The 24782-nt window shown below is 37.8% G+C and carries 15 protein-coding genes, 1 tRNA gene and 1 pseudogene; 9 read left to right on the plus strand and 8 right to left on the minus strand.

Going from position 1 to position 24782, the window contains the following annotated elements; translation table 11 throughout:
• The first annotated feature begins 202 nt into the window (after positions 1-202).
• Positions 203-1267: a YeiH family protein gene (locus HXT51_RS01480; protein WP_103084107.1), complete on the plus strand. Its 1065-nt coding sequence runs from the start codon at positions 203-205 to the stop codon at positions 1265-1267.
• A 155-nt stretch (positions 1268-1422) separates the two neighbouring features.
• Here the strand turns inward: HXT51_RS01480 and HXT51_RS01485 are convergent, their stop codons facing one another.
• The 4 genes from HXT51_RS01485 to HXT51_RS01500 all read right to left on the minus strand — a co-directional run bounded on the left by HXT51_RS01485 (position 1423) and on the right by HXT51_RS01500 (position 6060).
• Positions 1423-2367, minus strand: coding sequence for a L,D-transpeptidase (locus HXT51_RS01485; RefSeq protein ID WP_258004157.1), 945 nt, complete (start codon positions 2365-2367; stop codon positions 1423-1425).
• Between the two features lie 216 nt (positions 2368-2583).
• Entirely contained in the window at positions 2584-3672 is a 1089-nt protein-coding gene (ychF, locus tag HXT51_RS01490; protein WP_103084106.1) for a redox-regulated ATPase YchF, read from the minus strand.
• Between the two features lie 54 nt (positions 3673-3726).
• Positions 3727-4530, minus strand: a complete 804-nt coding sequence (gene proC / locus HXT51_RS01495) for a pyrroline-5-carboxylate reductase (RefSeq protein ID WP_103084105.1) — start codon at positions 4528-4530, stop codon at positions 3727-3729.
• A gap of 147 nt (positions 4531-4677) precedes the next feature.
• Complete coding sequence (locus HXT51_RS01500) at positions 4678-6060, minus strand: alpha/beta fold hydrolase (protein WP_103084104.1); 1383 nt, start codon at positions 6058-6060, stop codon at positions 4678-4680.
• A gap of 225 nt (positions 6061-6285) precedes the next feature.
• Here HXT51_RS01500 and HXT51_RS01505 point away from each other — a divergent pair, with 225 nt between their 5' ends.
• Together HXT51_RS01505 and HXT51_RS01510 are read left to right on the plus strand one after the other, a co-directional pair.
• Positions 6286-8853 carry a sensor histidine kinase gene (locus HXT51_RS01505; RefSeq protein WP_103084103.1) on the plus strand — a complete coding sequence of 856 codons (2568 nt, stop codon included), beginning with the start codon at positions 6286-6288 and terminating at the stop codon, positions 8851-8853.
• 27 nt (positions 8854-8880) lie between these two features.
• A complete protein-coding gene (locus HXT51_RS01510) occupies positions 8881-9603 on the plus strand; it encodes a response regulator (protein WP_103084102.1) in 723 nt (240 codons plus the stop codon).
• Positions 9604-10048: 445 nt separating this feature from the next.
• Here HXT51_RS01510 and HXT51_RS01515 read toward each other — a convergent pair whose 3' ends face one another.
• The 4 genes from HXT51_RS01515 to HXT51_RS01530 form a co-directional block, all read right to left on the minus strand.
• Positions 10049-12055 carry a chromosome partitioning protein ParA gene (locus tag HXT51_RS01515; protein WP_421776606.1) on the minus strand — a complete coding sequence of 669 codons (2007 nt, stop codon included), beginning with the start codon at positions 12053-12055 and terminating at the stop codon, positions 10049-10051.
• Positions 12056-12553: 498 nt separating this feature from the next.
• Positions 12554-15247, minus strand: a complete 2694-nt coding sequence (locus HXT51_RS01520; protein WP_103084100.1) for an ABC transporter permease — start codon at positions 15245-15247, stop codon at positions 12554-12556.
• 17 nt (positions 15248-15264) lie between these two features.
• Complete coding sequence (locus tag HXT51_RS01525; RefSeq protein ID WP_374703746.1) at positions 15265-16170, minus strand: ABC transporter ATP-binding protein; 906 nt, start codon at positions 16168-16170, stop codon at positions 15265-15267.
• A 282-nt stretch (positions 16171-16452) separates the two neighbouring features.
• Complete coding sequence (locus tag HXT51_RS01530; protein ID WP_415706161.1) at positions 16453-17778, minus strand: O-acetylhomoserine aminocarboxypropyltransferase/cysteine synthase family protein; 1326 nt, start codon at positions 17776-17778, stop codon at positions 16453-16455.
• A 360-nt stretch (positions 17779-18138) separates the two neighbouring features.
• Between HXT51_RS01530 and HXT51_RS01535 the strand changes: the two genes are divergently transcribed.
• The 6 genes and pseudogenes from HXT51_RS01535 (at position 18139) to HXT51_RS01560 (ending at position 24732) form a co-directional block, all read left to right on the plus strand.
• A complete protein-coding gene (locus tag HXT51_RS01535) occupies positions 18139-18690 on the plus strand; it encodes a YraN family protein (RefSeq protein ID WP_421776607.1) in 552 nt (183 codons plus the stop codon).
• Positions 18690-20120, plus strand: a pseudogene (locus HXT51_RS01540) (YifB family Mg chelatase-like AAA ATPase); the annotation flags it as partial. The gene HXT51_RS01535 and the pseudogene HXT51_RS01540, both read left to right, overlap by 1 nt.
• Positions 20121-20300: 180 nt before the next feature.
• On the plus strand, positions 20301-20579 hold the full coding sequence (locus tag HXT51_RS01545; RefSeq protein ID WP_308411035.1) for a hypothetical protein: 279 nt from the start codon (positions 20301-20303) through the stop codon (positions 20577-20579).
• A 67-nt stretch (positions 20580-20646) separates the two neighbouring features.
• Positions 20647-22449 (plus strand): DNA-processing protein DprA, encoded by a 1803-nt coding sequence (locus tag HXT51_RS01550; protein WP_421776794.1) that lies wholly within the window; start codon positions 20647-20649, stop codon positions 22447-22449.
• Between the two features lie 83 nt (positions 22450-22532).
• The gene (locus HXT51_RS01555) at positions 22533-24575 is read left to right on the plus strand and encodes an FAD-dependent oxidoreductase (RefSeq protein WP_421776608.1); all 2043 of its coding nucleotides are present in this window, start codon (positions 22533-22535) and stop codon (positions 24573-24575) included.
• Between the two features lie 67 nt (positions 24576-24642).
• Positions 24643-24732, plus strand: a tRNA-Leu gene (locus HXT51_RS01560).
• Positions 24733-24782: the final 50 nt, after the last annotated feature.

Here is a 24782-nt window from a genome sequence, read left to right on the forward strand (position 1 = left end):
ACCCTCTAAGTCCACAAAATTAAGCGCGACGACTTGATTTGCTATTCACAAGACAGAGATTTGAGATTCTGAGTTATTATGTTCGATTATGTGATTTTTACATTCAGCATGTCGCGCATAATTCCAGCAAAAATGCATAATCATTAGCTAAATATTTAATTTTTGTTCGCTTTTGTCCGATTATGAGAGAATAATGAGCTAAATGGTTAATTTCTTTGATACATGGAAAAAGAAAATCTGCACCATCGATATGGCTCTTATCGCTGTATTGACACTTCTAGCTTCCTTTATTGGCAGCTGGCTTAAACAATACCCAGGTTTCAAATTACTTGGTGCTCTTATTATTGCGTTGCTTGTTGGCATGGCTCTGCAGCTGCCATTGCACGCATACAAAAAGAATAATGATTTACGACGAGCAGGCGTTAAAAGCGCTGCTGGTTTGATTGCAAACAAGCTTCTTCGTCTTGGTATTATTCTTCTCGGCTTTAATCTGAATTTGCACGATTTGTTTACCGAGGGCATTAAGTGCTTGCCTATTGCAGCTGTGTTAGTTGCAGTAATGGTCTGCATAACTTATACCATTGCTAAACTTCTGAAAGTAAATCCTCAGCTTGCAATGCTAACTGCAGGCGGCACAAGTATTTGTGGAGCCGCAGCAGTTATGGGTCTTTCCGGATCAATGCCAGTTCTTCCAGAAGAGGAAGACGAGAAAGAGCAGAACGAAGTTATGGCCGTTGCAACAGTTGCAATTATGGGCACTATTTACGCTCTTGCTGAAATCTTCATTCTTCCTCACTTTGGTATGAGCACGCAGCAGCTTTGCATTACAGCTGGAGCATCTCTTCACGAAATCGCACATGCTGTTGCAGCTGGTGGAGCATTCAATAATATCCATGTTGCAACAATTATGAAGCTTGCTAGAGTTCTTATGCTTGTTCCCGCTTCCATCTTTATTGCAATTTGGTGGAATGCGCGTCATAGCAAAGTTGAAAATGGCGGAAAGCATAAGATTAGCTTCCCATGGTTTATGCTTGGCTTTATTGCAGCATCTGTTATTGGAACTTACGTGCCTTTCATAACAGCACACACAACAACTCTTGTAGCAGCAGGATACGTTTTCCTTGGCATGGCAATGGCCGCTCTTGGAATTAACGTTAACTTCAAGGTTATTTTCAAGAAGGGTCGCGCAGCTTTCGCAGCAAGTTTCTTAGCGTCTATTGTGTTGGTAATTCTTGCATGTGCAGCTGCAAAAATCTTCTTTGTATAAATAACTAAGTAAATAACTAAGTAAATACTGATTTATGAAAATAGGGAGCCTTTATAGACCCCCTATTTTTTATATTTCATAAAGGATTATCAAATAATAAATCTTTCTAAATTAACCTAATATTAAACGTTAAATAATTAAGTTAAATAATTAAGTTAAATAATTTTCACATGCGTACCTGGCTTAATGTTATCGAAGAACCACCTAGCATCGGGAACACTCAACCTTATGCAACCATGTGAAGCTTTATGCCCCAATTTACGGCCTTCTTCTTCAATATAATCTCCAAAGTTTTCTCTAGTAGGCACTGAATGGAATAAGTACACATCATCTTTGAAAGAAACTGCATAGTCGCCACCCATTCCACCACCATCATAAGCATTATAAAAATGTTCAGTTCGAGTACCAATCAAAAAATCACCTTTAGGAGTTTCTGATCCTTTAACACCTGTGCTAGCAATCATTTCATAAATCACTTTTTTACCGTGATAAATATATACACGTTGCTTTTTTGTATCAACTTTTACGTGAACATCCGCTACATTTAAATGAGTAATATCCGGATAACGACCACCAGTAGGGTGCTTCCAGACATAATCAGGATCTTTCCTAGCAAAAGCGTTATTATACTTATCTTTTGTCTTTACTTTACTTTTCCCTTTAGGATTATCTTTGACTTTGCCTTTAGGCTTATTTTTAGTTTCGTTCTTAGAATTTGCTTTGCCCTTAGACTTGTCATTTAGCTTAGACTTAGAATTGACTTTATCTTTAGACTTACCCTTAGAGTCAGCAGACTTACCCTTAGAATCCCCATTATTCTTATCTTTAGACTTATTGTTTACATTAGGAACTGGAGCTATACGACTCTTTTTAACTGCATGCTTTTCTTCGTTTTTCTCTTTAACAATCTTATTGCTAATATTAACTACATTGTTTATTGAGTAATCAACAAATCCTAAATAAACAAGCACCATAACCATGGCACCAACAAGACCGACAAATCTACGCCACATAGTCCCGTGAAGCCACAAATCAAAGCCTTTTTTAAGCACATGACCAAAATTCTTCATGTCACTTATCACGGTATGAAACATTTGCATCGTATCTCCATTAACAATAAAAATGCTATACAAACTACATTAGCATTAATAACTAATAAGTAAATCTTCAAACGAACGTAGATTACTTAATTATATAAAAAACGTTGCTAAATAGTAATCAAACTATGAAGCAACGCTTATTCTGTAGATTTCCAAAAAATATCTTCAATAAAAATATCTACAATAAAAATATCTACAAGAAGAAATCAAATAGAATCAAACATTAAACTTGAACTCTACGATATCTCCATCTTGCATAATGTAATCACGGCCTTCAAGACGAAGCTTTCCTTCTTCCTTAATTTTTGCCATAGAACCGTCAGCTGCAACAAAATCATCATAAGATACGATTTCTGCCTTAATAAATCCACGCTCAAAATCAGTGTGAATCACGCCAGCAGCTTGTGGAGCAGTCCAACCTTTATGAATCTGCCAAGCGTGTACTTCCTTAACACCAGCAGTCAAATAAGTTTGAAGACCCAAAATATCAAATCCTACGCGCGCAAGCTGATCCAAACCAGATTCCTTCAAGCCAGCATCTTCAAGCATTTCGCGCGCATCAGCTTCATCAAGTTCAGTAAGTTCTGACTCAAACTGAGCGTTCAAGAAGATTGCTTTTGCAGGAGCTACAGAAGCAGAAAGTTTAGACTTCAAATCTTCATCAGCTAACTCCGAATCATCCACATTGAATACGTAAATAAATGGCTTAGCAGTGAGCAAATGCAAATCGTAGACGTCGTTTTTATTGATCAGCTTTTCATTATGAGCTTGGTCAATAGTTTTTCCAGAAGCAAGAATTTCCTTAGCTTTGTTCACGGCATCAACATATTCTTGAGTGACTTTCTTGCCTCGCAAATCCTTTTCCAACTTTGGAAGAGCATTGTCAATAGTTTGCATATCGGCGAGAATTAGCTCAGTATTAATCGTGTCAATATCGTCAGCAGGATCTACTTTGCCGTTAACATGCACAATATCGTCGTCGTTAAACGCGCGCACAACTTCACAAATAGCATCAGCTTCGCGAATATTAGCAAGGAACTTATTACCTAAGCCTTCACCCTCAGAAGCGCCTTTAACAATGCCTGCAATATCAACAAAAGTAACTGTTGCAGGAACAATTTTTTCAGTATTAACTAATTTAGCTAAAACTGGTAAACGATGATCCGGAAGTGGAACAATACCAGTATTCGGTTCAATAGTTGCAAACGGATAATTTTCCGCCAAAACGTTGTTTCGAGTTAAAGCATTAAACATAGTGGACTTGCCAACATTTGGCAATCCAACAATTCCAATAGTTAAAGACATATTCACCTAGTTTAGACCAGTGTCGGGAAAGCCGACACAAATTGATTTTATTTACTATTTATTTTCAATAGCATCAACTGCAGAAATCACATCTCCCCTAAATCCACGAGATTCTAACTGCGCAACTCCTCGAATAGTTGTTCCTCCAGGAGAGCACACCGCATCCTTCATAATCCCTGGATGAGTGCGAGAATCCATGTATAACGCGCCTACTCCTTCAATCATTTTTGCAGCCAAACGATAAGCACAATCACGTTGCAAACCGTATTTCACACCAGCATCCCCCAACGCTTCCATATACATTGCTGTAAAAGCAGGAGCACAGCTAGAAATGCACATTGCAATATTCATATGCTCAGCGTCCACTCGTTCTACTAAAGAGATTGGCTCAAACAAAGCATTAAACATCGAAAGTTGGCTATCTGTAAGCGAATGATTAGTTTCAGCTAAAGTCACGCCTTGACCTACTGCAATAGGAGTATTAGGAATAATGCACTGCACATGAGCATCCTCGCCAAGTAACTTTTGATAGCGTTCAAGCGTCCAACCTGCAGCCACAGAAATAACAGCAAGACGACGTTCTTTAATAAAGTCAGCAATAGGTTCTAATACTTCAACAACTTGATACGGCTTTACAGCAACAATAATCGCATCGCTTGCTTCACATACTTCTTTAGCAGCATGCATAGCGCGAGCGCCAATTAGCGAAGTATTACGCTCTAGTTTTTCAAAATTATGCGCGCACGCAACAATATTTTCACCTTGCAATACTCCTGCATTCATAGCGCCTTTAGCAATTGCTTGCGCCATATTGCCATAACCTATGAATCCTACAGTACCGAATGTTTTAACGCTCATACATAATCCCCTTTAGCGCATATAAATAAAACACTATCTAAACAACACTATCTAAACAACACTATTTAAAAACAAATAGATGTATAGCATACCAAATAGTGCTCTATTAAACACTAAAACGCAAAACTTATAAGAATCGCATTTGCTTTAGCGCTTATAAATTCCCTCTAAATCACCGCGATTCAAAGATTCATTGAAAAGATGAGCAAATACCACGTCTCCATGCAAACCGTCGTGTTCGAACTCGTTTGTAGTCCAATAATGCGAATTAGCTATGCGAGATAATGTATCTAATTGCAAACCAGAATCAACATACATGTCGTCGAAGTAAACAGCTGATTGCAAAGGAACTTCATTATCAGCTAATTGTTCCTCATCGTAAATCTTGCCAAATTCTGTGTCATTCATCATAGCTTCAACAGCAGGCTTAAACGGCTTTAACGCATTTTCTTGATCAAACATCCAAGGAAATACTGCTTCTCCTGTGAAAAGAAGTGGACGAGCGGAACAAGAAAACTCAGGCATTGACTCGCGCACTTGTTGAGCAGCCCAACAAATAGGATTTTCTAACTCACCATCAGCATAAATAAACTCTTGCAAAGGCCAATAAAGTGGGCTTGAAGAAGTGCTATCCATAACTGAATACAAGAACTCATCGCTTAAAGACCCAGCTAATGCTCCGCCGCTGTGCTTAAACGCTTTAAGAGAACCATCGCCATCAGAAAAAGCTGAATCCAGTAGCCAATGAACACGCTCAAAGCTTGGTTTCATGCCAAAAGAGGATCCCAATGTTTGGAATCTTTCAACAGTAAGTTTTTCGCCATTAGGCAAAACAACATCTCCCTGCGCAATACGATCTGCAATAGCAGCAGCACGAGATACATCTTGTGGGTATCTCTCATAGAATTGCTCAGTTTTACGAGCCATTCGAGGAAAAGTATGCTCATAAACTTCACGAGCATTAGCTGGAACATGAGGAATACCGCCAGTTGTGAAGCTAGCGATTAAACCTTGAGGGAAAAGCGACAAATAAGTAAGAGTCAAGAATCCACCATAGCTTTGACCTAATGAAACCCATGGCTTGGCATCGAATTCAGTAAGTCGCAGATGTTCAAAATCTCTAATAATAGAATCAGCTAAGAAACGCTTCAAATACCAAGCTTGATGCTCTACATTCACGCCATCAGCTTCCATTCGCTTAATAGTTGAAGCATCAACTCTAGAAGAACGACCTACACCTCGTTGATCCGGTAAAACTACGCGAAAATGTTTAATAGCCTCAGCAATCCAACCATCACTAGAAGGTGAAAGTGGACGCGGGCACTGCCCTCCAGGACCACCTTGCAAAAATACTAATAATGGCAAATCATCATGAGCATGTTCAGGAGAAGTAACAACTCTACAGAATAAACGTATAGTCTCCCCTTTAACGCAATCTCCCGGCGTATTCCCATTCCAATCAAGAGGCACATCAATAGCACGTTCTTCTACATACAACCCTGGTACATAATAGTGTGTTAATAATGTCATGACTATTTGCCTTTCTAAGCTACTTTGCATGAAAAATTTTTAGCAAAACCATCAATAACAAAAGTATAGTAGAGAATCGACTATATAGCTTTTATACTAAATTATGTTTCACAAATCATGTTTCTAAATAAATTAAATTATGTTTCTAAATAAGTTAAAATAAGTTTCACAAATCATACTAGAGTTTGATTGTACGATAAAGCACTATGCGCTAGCCTTGTAATTATGAAAGTACCTAATATGTTTCAATGTGTTATACAGCGCTTACGAAAAGAGCTCACATTAAACGACATATTATTGGGTATTATTACACTTATTCTTTTTATACTTTCAACCAATCGATATATTATAAGCAATGTTGACGGATTCTTGACGCAAAGTTCGCTAATTACAGCCTATCTTATAAATATTGTTGTTGCATTACTACTTTCAGTACGAAAACTATGGCCTGAACAAGCGGCTACTATTTTTATTGTTATTTGCATTGTACAAATAATATTTGGCCCTATTCAACTTTTTGCTGATTTCTTTGGTTTCGTACTACTTGTTAATTCTATTGCGCGCGGAAATCCAGAGCATTCAAAAGCTTTTGTTATTGCAGCTTACGTAACAACAGTATTATCTTGCGTAGTAATATCGTGGAATATTGTAATGGGACCAATATATGGCATCAATCATTCAAAAGCTAGTTATGCTTGTAGCTTACGAAATATAAATAGTAGTAACATAAAAAATTGCGTTTCAAATATACTTGATTTTGCAATTCCTTCAATAATTTTTGCGATTATTATTACTACTATTACGGTTATTATCGGCTACTGGCAGCGCACTCACGTGCATACTATTCAACTTTTACAAGATCACAATAATGCTATTCGCGCGTACCGAAAGAAAGCTCAAAATATTGCTATTACTGCAGAGCGCGCAAGAATTGCTAGAGATATGCACGATATTGTTGCCCACACGCTTTCTATTATTATTGTGCAAGCAGATGGTGGTCGTTATGCAGCAACCAAAGATATTTCGCTCGCTAAAAAGACAATGCATATTATTAAAAACGAAGCCGAACGCGCCGTTCACGACATGCGTCGGCTGCTAGAAGCTTTAACTGATGCACCTTCTAACGACACAAATTTGAATCACGTGCCATCACTTATTGAGCAAGCGCGAATTGCTTCACCAAATAATATTTTTTGGCATACTGTTGATGGCATAAATTCTTCTAATAAACTCAACAAAGATGCGCAAACTGTAGCATACCGCGTTGTTCAGGAATCACTTACTAATATTCGAAAGCACGCAGGCGAATGCGTTAAAGTAAACATTCATGAAGAATGGAACACCCAAGGTTTAAAACTAAAAATTACAAATGAAATACACAAAATCGAAGCTAACCAAACGCAAAATAGCAATGCGCAGCATAAAAACGGTTATGGCTTAATTGGCATGAAAGAGCGCATTGAAAATCTTCATGGAACACTTGATTATGGAATACAAAACGATGGAACATTTAGTATTGCTGCTTTTATTCCATATTCTTACAGCACAGACCAATCAAACACTACTGCTTTTGCATTAAATAATATTACTAACGCTACTTATAAGAACATAAAAGTTAATAATCCATTATCAGTGCAAGAAAAGGCAGAAAATACAAGCGATAAAACCTCATCAAAAGTTTTGCCAGAAGCAAATAATTCACAAAATAGGATTGAAAAAGTATCACAATGGTTTGAACAACATTGGCTTATTGGAGACACTATTTATGCATCACCTTGGGTTGTTATGATGCTTTTTACACCAACTTACGATTTTACTGTTGGAACTGGAATTACTTCGCAATATTCAAGCTCGCTTTCATTTCAAATACTTTATAGAATACTTACGCTTACTACTATGATTCCATTTATGTTTCGTAGAAAAGCTCCGACTACGTGTGCAATTGTTGCAGCAGTATTTTCTGCAATACAGCTAATATTCTTGCCTAATATTTTATTCGCTAATTTTTTCATACCAAACATTATTTACGCTGCTGTACTCTACGGCAAAAAGCACACATGGCAATGGGTTAGCGCAGTAGTGCTTGCAGAATCTGCTATTTTTGCATTAAAAATTGGTATTGCTACAAGAGATATTCCACAAAATGCAACTCCAATACAATTCTTTACATCAAATATTGTTACAACCAATTTTTATGACATTATGCAAATGGCGTCCGTAGGATTAGTTTTTGGTTTCATAGTTGCAATAATTTGCTTTACAGTTATTGCGTTTGCTTATTACCGCAGAAATGATGACAATAATTTGCTGATTCTAAAAGCGCGCAGAGAAGAATTAGAGCAAGAGCAAAAACAACTAGAAGTACTTGCAGCAAATGCCGAGCGACAACGACTCAGCTCTAATATTCAGCAAGAAGTTTCTGCTACTTTGCGAAGAGTTATAAATGCTGCAGACACTGGAATTAGCATGTTAAACGGATACCAATCTGAAAACGCTAATAAAGTTGACCCAGCAAAAGTTGATTACTCAAACAGCAGCGATAAAAATACGATCTCAGATAACTCATCTCTTACTATTGAGCAAACAGAATCTATTGCTGAAGCATTCAAGCACATTGGCGAAGAAGGAAGATCAGCCTTAAGATACATGCGTCACTTACTTGGAATTTTGCGAGAAACTGAATCAGTCTCTAATAAGTCTGCAAAAAACAAAAATGCAAATCTTGCTTTAAGACCAGCAGAGTCATTAGATAATCAAATTCGACAGAATAATTCAACACAACAATTCACGTAAAACTTCACACACTGATAGTATTGAATTATGAACGATGGCAGTGTTATTCGAGTAGCTATTGCAGATGACCAAGAGCTTGTTAGAGCAGGCTTCGCAATGGTTATAAATTCACAAAGAGACATGCATGTTGTATCCCAAGCTTCTGATGGATACGAAATAGTCGATATAGCTTCCAAAGAAAATCCTGACATCATTCTAATGGATGTGCGTATGCCAAGAATGGATGGATTAGCGGCAACTAAACAGATAATTCACAATAACTCACGCGCAAACACACGTATCATAATTTTGACAACATTTGATCTTGACGAATACGTTATGGCTGCTATCCACGCTGGAGCTTCAGGATTCCTACTAAAAGATACAGAGCCAGAAACTTTGCTTAATTCCATACGAACTGTGTATCAAGGAAACGCGATTATCGCTCCTACGGCAACAAAGCGTTTGATTGAGAATATGATTCAGCAAAATCACAACTCTTTAAATTCAGATTTTCAATCCAATAACAACAAACAAGACTATCGAAGTGTAAATATTTCAAACACGCATATTAGCGAGCTTACTGATCGTGAACGCGAAGTACTAATTGAAATTGCTCACGGACTTTCAAATCAAGAAATCGCTAACAAACTATTTATTAGCTTGCCTACAGTGAAAACACATGTTGCACATATTTTATCTAAAATTGACGCTCGCGACCGTGTGCAAGCTGTAGTCTTTGCTTACGAAAATGGCTTACTTCAGCCGTAAGCATATACGCTATTTACCAGACATGCATTGCTACCAAGTAGGCAGAGATTTGAGATTTTTCGCACAGAGCGAAAGAGATCTTTAGTACCACTTTCCATCGCGCACGCAGTAACAGCTCAACACTTCGCTGGCGAGGAAGTCCACTGGACTTCCTCTCTGTGCCAGCTCACTCATCGAAGGAGCTTAAAGCGCACTATGCTGCTTTAAGCTCGGTCGATTCGCAGCCCTTCGATGGTGATTCATTGAGCGAAGAAGAAAAATTGAAAAATCTCGGTGATTAACCGAAGATTAAAAGACTAAACATGCCAAGAGCTGTCGGAGTTTCTCTTAGAGCAATGTAAAAATCTTGCGATGAGAGAAACTCCGACAGCTCAGCCCCAATAGAATGGATCTTAAAGCGCAGTCACTATCCAGCTTTAAGCTCGGTCGATTCGCCAGATAGCTTTTAAGCCTTAGGAAGGCGACGATGACGCATAACAGTAACGCCTACTGCAGCAGTTCCTACAACTGCTAGCGTTCCGACGACGCCAATAACCACCTTCCCAAGTACATTTCCTGAAGATTTGTTTTCACTTGTAGCACTAGCTTGAGCTTGTGGCTTCTTGCTTTCAACAGGAGTTTTTTCTTCAACTTCCTCAGTTTCACTGTTATTATCTTCAGGCTTCTTCGAGTTTTCTTCTGAAACCTGTGATTCAGTTGACTTATCTGCTTGCGAAGTATTGTTCGACTGAGCCGCAGCAGCTGTAGTCTGAGCAGCAGCATTAGCAACGGCCGGAGCCTGAGATGCGGCTGCAGAAGAAACCTTTTTAGCTGCTTCAGCAACTGGAGTTACTGCCTTCTGAGTATTTGCAACAGTAGGATTTGCTGCAGGTACTGAAGACACTGAAGGAGCCGAAGGTGCTACAGGAACAGCAGGAGCTGAATTATCTTCAACTTGAACTGCTGGCACTACTGGGTCTGCAGGAGCAACAGATACTGATGGAACAACAGAAGCAGGTGGCATAGCTGGAGCTTTAACAGACGGAGCTGGGATCTTAGCTTCAGGTACTGCAGGAACTGGAGCAGCTACTTTCGGAGCGGATCCTACTGGAGGTGCAGGAATTTGATTAGCATGATCTTGAGATTCGTTAGCTTTTTTAGACTCAGAAGGTGCTGGAACACTAGGAGCAGCTTGCTTTTGGGATTCTTTTGCACCATCATTATTGCCAGCAGAACTGCTGCTATTTTGCTGATTCTTTTGAGCTTTTTCCTGTTCCAATTGAGCTTTGAGAGTAGTAACTTTAATTCTAGCTGCCTCAAGATTCTTTTCTGCTTCCTTTAAAGAATCTTCAGCTTTCATCTTTAAATCACTTTTCTCAGTTCTCTCATGAATCTGATTTTTCTTAGCTGCTTTAGCACCCTCAACACCATTTTTTAAGGAGTTAATTTTTTGGCTTAGCTCATTATCTTTGCCAACTAACTTATAGTTCTCAATAATATTATTAAGAAGCTTTATTTCAGACTCTGCTTTCTTTACTTCAGAATCTTTACTATTAGAAGCTTCAAGCTTATTGGCTACATCTTTCTTAGACTCATCAATTTGATCTTTAATCTTTTTAAGTTCTTCATCTGCTTTTTCAAATTCTTGCTTTGCTGTTTTGAAAAGAGTATCTAATTGTTTCAGAGTTTCTTCTTTAGCAGCAACAGATTTCTTATTTCCTTCAACTTTTTTGCTAAGTGAAGTTTGATCATTAGAGACTTTTCTAAACTGCTCCGCTAGAGAATAAATATTACCGGCATCGTCTGGATCAGCTTTTTCTAACGCAGATTCTAATTCACCGATTTTTGTATCATACTCTTTAACTTGAGCAGAATCACTTGCAATAGATTCCTTAAGAGAATCTACTTCTTTGTGAAGATTTGAAATCTGCGATTCATATTGTTTTATGTTAGCTGCAGCTCTTTCTTTTGTTTCACTTTTTTCTTCTTCGTCATTTTGCAAACCATCAAGAGCTAATTTTGCATTATCATATTGCTTTTTTAAAAGTTCGTATGCTTCTTTTAATCCGGTAAGATCGCTCTCTTTTTCTTTTTTGGATTTTTCAAATTCTGCAACCTTTGCTTTTGCAGCTTCGGAATCCATTTTTAATGCATTCTCAGCTTCTGAAAGTTCTTTCGCTTTATCATTTTCAACGTTTTCAAATGTTTTTTCAGCATCAGAGATTTTATTTAAAAGATCGTCAAATTCTGTAACTTTTTTCTTATACGCTTCAATTTGATCTTCTAATTGCTGAACTTGCTCTTCAGCTTTTTCAATTGCTTCCTCAGTAGACGCTTTAACAGTCGCCTCTGCTGGAGCTTGTGGATCTTGTACATTCTCAACAGCATCTTGCGCCCACGCTGGCATTGGGCTTTGCATTAACAATAAGATTCCTGCAATTGCTGCGGCAGATTTTTTATTGACCGTTACCATATTTTCTACTCCTTGCTCGTAGCGGCCTTCATGTCTAACTTATGTCAGCAGTCATTCTTGAGCATAACAAAGGAATAAATACAAATACAAGATAAAAGATACGGAATATTTCCGATTAATTAACTTATTATGCATATTAAACATAACATATTTGTAAATATGCTATAAATACTTATAAAAAAGAGAATATTTATGCATAATATAGAATGTTATTCGTAAATAAGATTTACTTTTTGTTAACTTATACTTTTTAAAACCCTGCGTGTCGCAAACCCAACAGAAAAAAATAATGCTGACATAAAATTAATCATGCCAGCATTATTTATATACTTTCGACTACTAAAAATCTTTATAAATTATCGAAAATAACTTAATCTTTTTATAGTCGATATACTATATATTTTATTTAATTATTGTATACATTATTCACCTTGTTCATGCATATATACAATTTATCTTAAATTCATATATGTAAGATATGCAATCATAAAGCGAATACTATTCTTCCGCGAGCGCAGCCACTGGAGAAGACTTCACTGCTCTACGAGCTGGAAGCACACTAGAAAGAAGCGCTGCAAGCAAAGCGATTAGAGCAAGAACCGCGTAAATAGTCCAATCAACTACAAACGGAACTTTGCCAATTGTGCTAAATACCATGTAGGATCCAATCCAACCAAACATTGTTCCAACAATCAAGCCAGAAACAGTGCTCGTCAAAGAAATCAACGTTGCTTCCAACGCAAGAGATCTTCTAACCTGTCCTCTTGTCATGCCTATTGCGCGCAAAGTTGCAGATTCTTTGGTTCGCTCAATAACAGACAAGCTTAATGTGTTTGCAACACCTATTAAAGCAATCACAACAGCTACAGCTATTAATCCAACGAACACCATCATAATCGTATTGATAGCACTATCCCACTGCGCTCGCTGGAATATACTTCCAGTAGCCATAACCTCAGCATAATTAGATGTAGTTTTTTGAATGTTTTTAACAATATCTATAAGATTAGCTTTGCTAGAATCTACCGAAATAAGCAGCATATGCGTTGTAGGCTTAAGATAGTTATTGAAGTAGGATTTGCTTACAAAAGCGGTATTATTTGAATACACACCAACATTTCGATACTTCTTAAACTGAACTTGCTTTACGGTAATGCTCTTATCGTTATTACTCGAGTCAGTATTCATACCAGTGAATGGCGTAATATTATCACTGTCTGTTTCACCAGAACTGTACTTTTCTACGTAAGCTTGTAGATTAAGGTTTCCTTTTTTAAGTTCAAAAGGCTCTCCACCCTCACTATTAAACTTAGGCAAAAGCACAGAATCTTTCTTTATTTCAACGCCATCAAGATCAGTATGCATTACATTTCGAAGTTGATCTACATTATCAACTCCAGCTACCATAGCGTACTCAGTTTTGCCCTTAGCATTCTTAAAAGTCATAGGAACTGCAGGAAGCAACTCAGTATGCTTTATTCCACTAATCTTTGAAATATCGGCAGCTAGAGACTCATCAACATTCTTGCCTTGAACAATAATGTCAACACTGTATCTATCATCAACAAAACCTTTAAGAGTTGCTTTACCACAAGTTGCGCCCGTTACCACTGTTGAAACAAGCGTTACGCCAATAAGCAAAGCAGTTCCAGTTGCTGCAACTCTTCTAGGATTTCGCTGAACATTTGCGTTAGCAACTTTAGATGCTGGCCCACAAAGTGCCATAATTGCTCCAGTTGCCTTCATAGCTAGCGGCATCCAGAATATGGCTGTCATAACAATACCAATGAATATAAGTGCACAGCCAAACATTGCTCCAAGCAAAGTCATCCAAGAGTCAGAACCAGCATTAGGCGACTGCCGAGCAAGCATGCTTGCCAAAGAAGTGGCACTTAAAGCCGTAGCTAAAATACCTACAACAATAAACAGAACGCCAAAAACTGCTCGAACAATACTAGCTCGCTTATCTTTAATCAAATCCATTGGTCGTAACGCTTCCATAGGCGTTACTTTTGTAGCAGATCGAGCAGCACCCATAGATGAAAGAACTGTTACTATCATGCCGATTACTATTGGCCACACAACCGCTGGAAGCGAAACAATCAGAGGAATCTTAGATAATACGCCAGAATTAAGATTCACGTTACTAATTGCGCCCATAAATCCGATTGCGCAAAGCACACCAATACCTGCAGAAATAACTCCAAGTATTGCAGCTTCAAGCAAAACTGCAGCATAAAGCTGGTGCGACTGTGCGCCAATTACGCGCAAAAGTGCAAGAGTTCGTCTACGTTGTGCAACTAATACTTGGAATGTATTTGCTATAACAAGCGAAGAAACCAGCAACGCTAGAATACCAAATGACAACAGGAACATAACCACGAAATTAGTGCCGTTGGATGCATTTCGAACAGCTTTTACACCAACTTCGTGCCTAGACATAAGAGAGAATTGATCTGGAAGCAAAGCGTTAATCTTAGGAGATAAATCGTTTATTTTAGATTCATCAATACTCATATATACTTTGCTTTGCACAACTTGATCGTCAAAATTCTTAAGATTGTTGAGTTTTGCACAAAAACCATTCGTTACGCCACCAAGATACGTGCCGCGATTTGAAATTGGTATTTGAGAATGTTCTCCATCGCCTACAAGACCAACCACACGAACATCGTATGATTTTTCTTTATCTCCGCCAGTGTCATCTACTTTAACCAAAGTTATAGTATCGCCAATATTTGCATGTATGGATTTAGCAATACTTTTAATAAGCGTAATTTCGCCTATTTTTTGCGGATCCCTACCTTCTGTTGATTTATACACAGGAAGATTTCCATACAAGCCAGTAGACCAAGCAATACTCGTAACTGATTTATCGCCTTTTTCTACTCTTACAAGCGCAGTAGCATCGTTACTACGAATGCCATTAACACCAGGCATCTTCGATATTTTATCTAAATGAAGGTTTTTATAATGGATTTCACTACTCGGAGAACTGTTAGGATTTTTAAATGAGATTGCATAATTTGCGCTAGTGAATTCTTCCGTTGCGCTGCGAACCATCAAGTCGTCAACACTATTTACAAAAAGCAAAGTACTGCTCATAAACATGCTGCCTATAAGAATTGCAATTCCAGAAGCTATTAGCATGCGTACGCTTTTACGCATAAGTTTTAGTGCGATTTTCCACATTCTAATTTCACCACCTTTTATTGCAATTGAGCAGGCTGAACAAACTGAGAATTACCATTATTAATAGGTAATGCTTCACTTCGATCCATAAGCATCTTGCTCATGCCTTCTGCAGTAGGATTCTGAACATCTTCAACGATTTGACCATCTGCAAACACGATTGCTCGATCCGCATAAGATGCTGCAACAGCGTCGTGAGTAACCATAATCACAGTTTGGCCAAGCTCAGTTACAGACTTTTTCAAGAAGTGCAAAACTTCTGAGCTGGAAGCAGAATCGAGATTACCGGTAGGCTCGTCTGCAAAAACTACTGAAGGCTTAGAAATCAAAGCGCGAGCAATTGCAACCCTTTGACGCTGACCACCGGAAAGCTCAGCTGGCCTATGCTTTAAACGATTTTGCAATCCAAGAGTATTAACCAGGGTGTCAAACCATTGCTTATCTGGCTTTTTGCCTGCCAAAGTAAGAGGCATAAGAATATTTTGCTCAGCGCTAAACATTGGAAGAAGATTAAAACTTTGGAAAATAAAACCAACCATCTCGCGGCGCATAAGAGTAAGCTGCTTGTCATTCATGGTTGTAATATCTAAGCCATCAACCAAAACTTTTCCAGAATTAACGCTGTCAAGACCAGCTAAAACATGCATTAAAGTTGATTTACCTGAACCAGATGGACCCATAATAGCAGTGAACTTACCGCGCTCAAAGCTAACGCTAACGTCTCGCAAAGCGTGAACAATACCAGTTCCTTTTCCAAAATTTTTAACAACATGCAAAGCTGCAACCGCTGTCTCGCCAATCAAATTGGAATTACCATAATTATTCAAATTAAGATTCTGTGAATTAAAGCGAGTGTCATTTTTATCAATTGCATAACCATACGGATCATTTTCGTATAGATTTTGTTCATATTTGTCGTTCACGTTAACTCCTTTAATAAAGTGTTCAAAATGCATAGTTAACCTATTGCTAATATCAAATTTACGATAAAAATCATTGCTGAACATCGTACTAAAGGCGGAAATTCTCACAAAAAAATTAATAGCTCATTCTTAAGGATGACTTATAAATTCACAGAATATATACAAAAAATCGGAGCGCATACAAATACAATATGTGCTCCGAATTAAATGGTAATGGATCTTCAGGAATATTTTTTAATTAATAACTTTTGATTTCACCTTCGCTTTGTTTTCTCTTTTCTTTTAAGCAAGACCTGCTTTACGAACCGCGTCAAATCCTCGCTGCAAATCAGCAAGAATATCGTCAATATGTTCAGTTCCAATAGACAAACGAATAGTGCCTTCATGAATACCCTGATCCTCCAACTCTTCATGAGTTTCCTGAGAATGAGTGGTAGATGCAGGATGAATAACCAACGACTTCACGTCAGCAACATTTGCAAGCAGTGAGAAAAGCTTCAAATTATCAATAAATACGCGAGCAGCATCCCTTCCACCTTTAATATCAAACGTGAAAATAGAGCCTCCACCATTCGGGAAGTAACGCTTATAAAGCTCGTGGTCAGAACGCCCTTCAATAGAAGGATGACTTACAGATTCAACTTCTGGCACAGTTTGCAAATATTGAACAACTTTCAACGCATTCTCAACGTGACGCTCAACACGCAAGCTCAAGGTTTCCGTGCCTTGCAAAAGCAAGAATGCTGCAAATGGGCTAATGCAAGCGCCGGTATCGCGCAAAATAATCGCACGAATACGCGTCACAAAAGCTACAGAGCCAAGAGCTTCATAGAAGTTTAAACCGTGATAGCTAGGGTCAGCTTCAGTAAGAGTTGGGAATTTTCCAGGAACTTTAGCCCAATCAAAATTGCCGCCTTCAACAATAATGCCACCAAGAGTTGTACCATGACCGCCAATAAACTTCGTAGCAGATTCGACTACAATATCTGCACCATGCTCAAGCGGACGGAAAAGATATGGAGTTGCGAAAGTATTATCAACAAAAACAGGAATGTTGTGGCGGTGTGCAATCTCTGAGATAGCTTCAAAATCAGGCAAATCTGCGTTAGGATTACCAAAAGTTTCAAAGTAGACAAGCTTTGTATTTGGCTGAATTGCATCCTCGAAGTTTTGAGGATTCTTAGGATCGACAAAAGTAGTTGTTACACCATCTCGAGGAAGAGTGTGACGAAGAAGGTTATAAGTTCCACCATACACATTCTTTGAAGACACGATGTGATCGCCCTGCTGAGTGATGTTACGAATAGCATAATCTACGGCAGCTGCACCAGAAGCAACAGCCAAAGCTGCAGTACCACCTTCAAGAGCTGCAATTCTGCGCTCAAAAACATCTTGAGTAGAATTCGTTAAACGACCATAAATGTTTCCAGCATCACGCAAATCAAAACGAGCTGCAGCATGATCAAAATCATGGAATACGTAGCTTGTTGTTTGATAAATAGGAACTGCACGAGAATCAGTTGCCGGATCCGCCTGCTCTTGACCAACATGCAATTGCAATGTTTCAAAATGATATGCACCATCAATATTTTCAGCGTTAACAGCCATAATTTTCCCCTTCATAAAATCTGAAATACAAAATCTGAAATACAAAAGCTGAAATATGAAATCTGAAATAATAATTCAAAATTCATAATCAAAATTCATACTTCAATTTTCGTTAAGCTACTACTTAACTTTCACGAAATATCAACAATATTGAGATTAAAACAATAAACGTTATAAAAACAAATTATCAGTTATCACGATTAGCTATAACGCATTATTTACAGATGCAATACTCGCAAAAATTGCATAAAAATTTTTAAAAATAATCTTGATTTTAAGCCCGACACTCCCATAAAGAACTTCTGACCACATAGCTTAAAAAAACTAGCTTTCACCAACTTTCATTGATGAAATAGCATCATGAAAGAAACACATTACACTTATGAACCATATTCAGATTACGCGTTAGAAAACACGAAATATGAATACAGCGAGGAACTTATTAGAAGCAAGATATCTAATCTCGCTGAAGCGCTATGCGAAGAAAAAGATAGTAAGGCAATCGGAGCCTTAGGCGAAACATACGCGTCATTCAAACTTATACAAAAAGGATGGATTTTATTAAATCGAAATTGGCATTCTCGTTTTGGCGAATTAGACATTGTTATGTTAACTCCTGACAAAATACTAGTTTTCATTGAAGTAAAAACCAGAAGAAGCACACGTTGCGGAATACCTTTAGAAGCAATCACTTATAAAAAGCGCTTAAAAACGCGAAAAACTGCAATGAAATGGCTGCAAGAAAACGGATCGCAAGTTAGACATTGTTCAACAAGATTTGACGCAATATCTATAACTATTCCTTCTATAACTATTCCTTCTAAAGCCATTCCTTCTAAAAACACGAATAGCGATACACAGTTTAGCAACGAAGAAAGCATACAATTTAAACACATCCAAGGAGCATTCTAATGACTATTGGAAACGCATTATCCGTAGGCCTAATAGGACTAAAAGCATTTACCATACAAATACAATCCTTTATATCTCAAGGGCTTCCAGCTTTTTCTATTATTGGATTGCCAGATACATCTTTAAGCGAAGCTAGAGAACGCGTAAAATCCGCTTACCAATCTTTACATTGCGAATGGCCAGAATCGCGAATAACTGTGAATCTTTCACCTGCATCTATGCCTAAAAGTGGATCTTCATATGATTTAGCAATTGCAGCAAGCATTTTAAGCGCAAGAGGAATAATTCCATTGCAATCTTTAGATAACACGATTATTCTAGGAGAACTCAACTTAGATGGAACAATTCTTCCAATTAACGGCTTACTTCCTATATCACTATTCGCAAAAGAACTTGGAATAAAAAGGATGATTATTCCTGAAGGAAACCTTAATGAAGCTCATCTAATAAGCGAAATTAATGCAATTGGAATAAAACACATACTTGATTTAGTTGACGAACTTCATGGAGAACTCGATTCTAAAGATAGAAAATATGCAGAATACAACAGAGAACGAGCATTACAAGCCAATAGCAATACGTCATATGAACATATACACGTTAGCGAGCGCAATGCTGAAAACTCTAATAATTCAGAAAGCAACAATAGCAATTACGGAAGCGGCGTAGAAAATAGAGAAAACAGGGAAAATAAAGAAAACAGTCATGAGAATAGTAGCGAAAATAATCAAAGCAATATAGAAAAATCTTTAACGCAAAAATCTGTTTTAGAAGCAGATACGCAACATTCTATTGGAGATATGTCTGAAGTTCTTGGACAAGAACACACAAAATGGGCTCTACAGGTGGCAGCAGCAGGAGGGCACCATGTTATGATGATTGGCCCACCAGGATCTGGAAAAACTATGCTAGCTTCACGTATGCCTGGAATTATGTGTCCTCTTAACGAGCAAGAACAATTAGAAGTTGCTTCCATACGCTCTTTATGTGGAACGCTACCCTATTACGGAATTAGCGATATACCACCTTTTGAAGCACCTCATCATACTGCTTCATCTGCATCACTTATAGGCGGAGGAACAGGAATTGCAAAACCTGGTATTATCACTCGCGCTCACTGTGGAGTTCTTTTTATGGATGAAGCACCAGAATTTTCGCCTCGTGTTCTACAAACATTGAGAGAACCTTTGGAATCTGGGTTTATAGCAGTATCTAGATCTAAAGGAACTACTTTTTATCCTGCAAAATTCCAACTTATAATTGCAGCAAACCCGTGCCCTTGTGGATACGCATATGGAAACGGCGAGCGCTGTACATGTAAAGAAAAAGATAGAATACGCTATTTTTCAAGACTTTCAGGACCAATCCTGGATCGTATTGATATTCAAATGGATGTGCCACCAGTTGAACGAATACTAATTCCTCAAAGTGAATCTAATTTGAATAAATCAACTAATGCACAAAACCGAGTAGTAAAAGAATCAAAATCAATTAATAATAGTCAAAATAATAATGAAAGTAATGCAGAAAAATGGCAGAACTACAATAATACGAATCAAAGTAGTAACAGTTCTAACTACCATGGTGAGCCTATATTGACAAGCGCTATCATGCGCAGGAACGTTACGATAGCTAGACATATAGCTCAAAAAAGATTTGCAGCTCAAGGTTGGAATTGCAATGCTCAAGCTTCTGGTACGTGGTTACGCAAATACACTTCTAAACAAGCTCTAATACTTGTGAACAATGCGCTTGAAAGGCATCAGTTAAGTTTACGAGGTGCAGATAGAGCTTTAAGACTCGCATGGACTCTTGCGGATATTGCAGGACACACTTCACCAGACATAACAGATATGGCTCAAGCAATTAGTTTAAGAACAAGAATATGAGAAATGTGTAAATTTGGGAAATTCGATAAATGCAGAAAACATTAGAAATGTGGAAAATGTGGAAGATATGGAAAATATAAATATTAAAGTAAAAAATCAAACTAACAATCAAAACGATAATAGCCTTTTTATTCTTGATGCAGAGACACTATCAAGAGCAATATTGACATTCTGCTTAGATGGTGCCGACGCAATCATGTACACGCTTATTCTTGGAGCGCCAAACGCTTCTTCAATAGTGCAAAAATTACGTATGCTTACAGTGATTTTATGCGAAAAGTACAATGCCATTGGCAAAAACGAAAACATGCAATTGGAATTACTATTAGACGAGAAAAATACAGACGTTGAAAATACAAGCGTTGAAACGGATGTTGAAAATACGTACGTTGAAAATACGAATCACTATGAAAATGAATTGAGCACAAAAGAAAACGAATCTGAAATTATTAAAGACGATGATTATTACAAAAAGCAAACAGCAGAATATCGTCTTATTAAATCGATAGAAGGCAATCCTCATCTAAAGATTTTAGAACAATACTTCCATCAAGGGCTTATATCCTGGGGGTACGCTAATGCGAATAATTCTAAATCGCTAATTACATTACACCGTTCAGTTATACGCTGGTGCATGAGATTAAGTCATTTGCCTTCATGGGATGTACAGAAATTAACTGCATGGTTTACCGTTGGCGGCTCACAATGGATTATTGCGCCGAACAGTAAATACTGGCCAAATCAGCTTCAAGATTTAGCATTACACGGACAATGGGCACCACCTTTATGCTTATGGGGACTCGGAAATCCTGAAGCATTAATTCAATGCAAAAAACCTATAGCTATTGTTGGATCAAGAGGATGCGACGACTACGGTCGCGAAATAGCCGGAAGAATAGCTTATGACAGCTCCTTAAAAGGACATACAGTGATTTCTGGTGGAGCTATGGGAATTGATGCTGCAGCACATTGGGGTTCATTAGACGCTCGAAGTGTTACCGAATCAAACAACACTACTTCAGGTTGCACTGTTGCAGTATTCGCAGGAGGTCTTAACAATAAAGGACCTCACTCAAACGAAACCCTGTTTAAGCAAATAATTAATAATGGTGGCGCTTGCATTAGCGAATTATGCCCAAATACAACTCCTATAGCAAGACGATTTTTGATAAGAAATCGTATTATTGCAGCTTTATCTTCAAAAGTAATAGTCGCTCAAGCTCGAATCAGATCTGGAGCGCTTAACACTGCATTATGGGCATCTAATTTAAATCGTGAATTGTATGCAGTACCTGGAGATATCACAAGTCCTCATAACACTGGATGCAACGAGCTAATTCATGATGGAAAAGCTATTATGATTTGCTCATTTTCAGACATTGAATCTATATATCCAACCAAGCACGCGATGCCAAAACAAACTGATGTCCAAGACAAGAAAGCAGACGAGGAATTAAATAGAAACACATTAGATTCAAACAAGTTATCAGAAAATTCAGAATCAAATTATGAAAATAGCGCAGACTCATCCTCTTATAATTTATTGCAAAAATACATATTAAAAGGTATTGCAATATGTAGAAAACAGCGCATAACAACTACTATGGATGCAGTTTACAACGCAACCGTTGAAATAATAAAAAAGGATTCAAGATTATGCAAAACAAAGAATATTTCAGATAACACATCTAACACAACTAACACATCCAGCACAAATAACACAGCCAACACAACTAGCACAGCCAACACAACATCCGTGTCTTCTATAAATATTCCATCTATAGCTGAATTTTCAGGAATAATCACATTATTAGAAATAAACGGAGTTATTAAAAGGAATAATGAAAGTCTTGTAATAGTAAAGAAATAATATCGACTCACGAAAAGACAAAAATATGCCTAAGCAAATAATATTTTGCTGTATCTAATGAAAGATTGTGAGAAAATAAAAGTATGCATTTATATCCCGATGAACAGAGTACGAGTAACGAACAATCGCAAGCCAATAGCAATAATAATATAAAAATAGTTTCATCAAACTATGATGCGGTTATTATCGGAGCAGGCGGAGCGGGTCTTTCAGCAGCTCTAGGACTTGTAAGATCAAATGCATACGAACAATTGTCACAATCTGGTAAAAAACCATCCATACTTGTTATATCTAAATTACAAGCATTAAGATCGCACACTGGTTCAGCAGAAGGCGGAATAGCAGCAAGCTTAAGCAATAACGAACAAGATCATTGGCAATGGCACTATTACGACACTGTTCACGGAGGAGACTGGCTTAGCGACCAAGACGCGGCAAAGATACTAGCAAAAGAAGCGTCAAAAACCGTAATACAGCTTGAACACGATGGTGTTGCTTTTTCGAGAACCGATGACGGGCATATAGCACAAAGACGTTTTGGAGGACATACAGCTGAATTTGGCCAACAACCGATTCGTAGAGCGTCATACGCTGCGGATAGAATCGGGCATCAAATTTTATATAGTTTATGGCAACAATGCGTATCAAAAGGTATTACTTTTTATGAAGACTGCTATGTAACAGATATCGCAATCAACCATGAACTCAATAAAATTGAAGGACTTGTAGCATACGACGAATCAAACGGGAAGATTCTTGCTATATCGACTAAAAACTTACTTATCGCAACCGGCGGAGCTGGAAGACTTTTTAAAACAACATCAAATTCGTGGGATTTAACAGGCGACGGAATGGCTTTAGCCTTAAAAGCAGGATTACAACTAGAAGATTGCGAATTTATACAATTCCACCCAACAGGATTATCTCACACTGGAATATTGCTGTCTGAAGCTGCAAGAGCCGAAGGAGGAGTATTACGAAATTCTTCAGGCGAAGCATTTATGAAAAAATATGATCCCATTCATTCAGACTTAGCCCCACGAGACGTAGTGAGTAGAGCTATTATTGCGGAAATTGATGCTGGCAGAGGCGTGGAAGATTTATATAGCGAAAACAAGTCAAAGGACTGCGTATGGCTTGATATGACCAATATAGATAAAAATCGCATGAAAAGCGCATTGCCGCAAGTTCTTGAAACGATTGAAAAATATGGACATTGCGATCCTTCTAACGATTTCGTGCCAATACGACCTACGGCTCACTACACTATGGGCGGAATACCTATTACATTAAACGGAGAAGTTTATAAATGGGACGGGAATAATAAAAATATAATAAATGGTTTATACGCTGCAGGAGAATGCTCATGCGTTGGAGTACATGGAGCAAATAGGCTTGGAGGCAATTCCCTACTAGACGCATGTCTTTTTGGTACAAGAGCTGGAATAGCTATAGCAGATTCTATTGCAAAAATTGCAAAAGAAAATACATCAAAGACAAATGCCTTAGAATTTGATGCGCCAAAAGATGATACTTTAGAAGATGATAAATCTAAAGATACTGAATCCAAAGCTGACAAATCCGAACAATGCGACAGTTCGATTCTTAAAAATGCTGCTCAAAATCGTGCGAACGCAATTAATATGTTAATAAGCGCCGTACAAACCAACCAAACAGCACAAACAAGCCAAGTAGCACAAACTATTAATGAAGATAACGCTTATACATTGTTTGGAGAATTAGGCGAGATAATGGAAAATGCTATTGCAGTTAGATGTGATAAATCCTCGATTCTAAAAGCCTTGGAAAAAATCGAAAAGATTAGCAAGAAAGCTTCATTATTGAAATCTCATAATAATTCTCTTGTATTCAACCAAGAAATAACAGCAATATGCGAATTAAATAATATGCTTACTCTTTCTAAAGCAATACTTTTCGCTTCCATGAACAGACACGAATCCAGAGGATCATTTACTCGCCTCGACTACCCTAATCACGACGATTCCAATCTTCCTCAGCATTCATTTATTGACAATCAAAACAATCTATATAACAAGCCAGTTAATATAATTGATTTTCAACCAAATAAAGCTGTAGATAAATTTATTTCATTAAATATTAAATAAATTTGCAACACGCCGAAGCAAAGATTTGGAAAAGGTGTTATAGTTCTATCTGTTGCCTAAAAACAACGTCCGGGTGGCGGAATGGTAGACGCGCTAGCTTGAGGTGCTAGTGCCTATTTGTACAGGCGTGCGGGTTCAAGTCCCGCTCCGGACACCATGTAAATCTCAGCGAATATGGATTATATCCGCTGAGATTTTTTATTTCAC

This window comes from Gardnerella sp. KA00255 (assembly GCF_049244095.1).
Lineage (GTDB): Bacteria > Actinomycetota > Actinomycetes > Actinomycetales > Bifidobacteriaceae > Bifidobacterium > Bifidobacterium vaginale_F.

Coding starts and splice junctions, on each gene's coding strand:
- HXT51_RS01480 (WP_103084107.1), top strand. CDS start 203: ATGGTTAATTTCTTTGATACATGGAAAAAGAAAATCTGCACCATCGAT.
- HXT51_RS01485 (WP_258004157.1), bottom strand. CDS start 2,367: ATGCAAATGTTTCATACCGTGATAAGTGACATGAAGAATTTTGGTCAT.
- ychF (WP_103084106.1), bottom strand. CDS start 3,672: ATGTCTTTAACTATTGGAATTGTTGGATTGCCAAATGTTGGCAAGTCC.
- proC (WP_103084105.1), bottom strand. CDS start 4,530: ATGAGCGTTAAAACATTCGGTACTGTAGGATTCATAGGTTATGGCAAT.
- HXT51_RS01500 (WP_103084104.1), bottom strand. CDS start 6,060: ATGACATTATTAACACACTATTATGTACCAGGGTTGTATGTAGAAGAA.
- HXT51_RS01505 (WP_103084103.1), top strand. CDS start 6,286: ATGAAAGTACCTAATATGTTTCAATGTGTTATACAGCGCTTACGAAAA.
- HXT51_RS01510 (WP_103084102.1), top strand. CDS start 8,881: ATGAACGATGGCAGTGTTATTCGAGTAGCTATTGCAGATGACCAAGAG.
- HXT51_RS01515 (WP_421776606.1), bottom strand. CDS start 12,055: ATGGTAACGGTCAATAAAAAATCTGCCGCAGCAATTGCAGGAATCTTA.
- HXT51_RS01520 (WP_103084100.1), bottom strand. CDS start 15,247: ATGTGGAAAATCGCACTAAAACTTATGCGTAAAAGCGTACGCATGCTA.
- HXT51_RS01530 (WP_415706161.1), bottom strand. CDS start 17,778: ATGGCTGTTAACGCTGAAAATATTGATGGTGCATATCATTTTGAAACA.
- HXT51_RS01535 (WP_421776607.1), top strand. CDS start 18,139: ATGAAAGAAACACATTACACTTATGAACCATATTCAGATTACGCGTTA.
- HXT51_RS01545 (WP_308411035.1), top strand. CDS start 20,301: ATGCGCAGGAACGTTACGATAGCTAGACATATAGCTCAAAAAAGATTT.
- HXT51_RS01550 (WP_421776794.1), top strand. CDS start 20,647: ATGGAAAATATAAATATTAAAGTAAAAAATCAAACTAACAATCAAAAC.
- HXT51_RS01555 (WP_421776608.1), top strand. CDS start 22,533: ATGCATTTATATCCCGATGAACAGAGTACGAGTAACGAACAATCGCAA.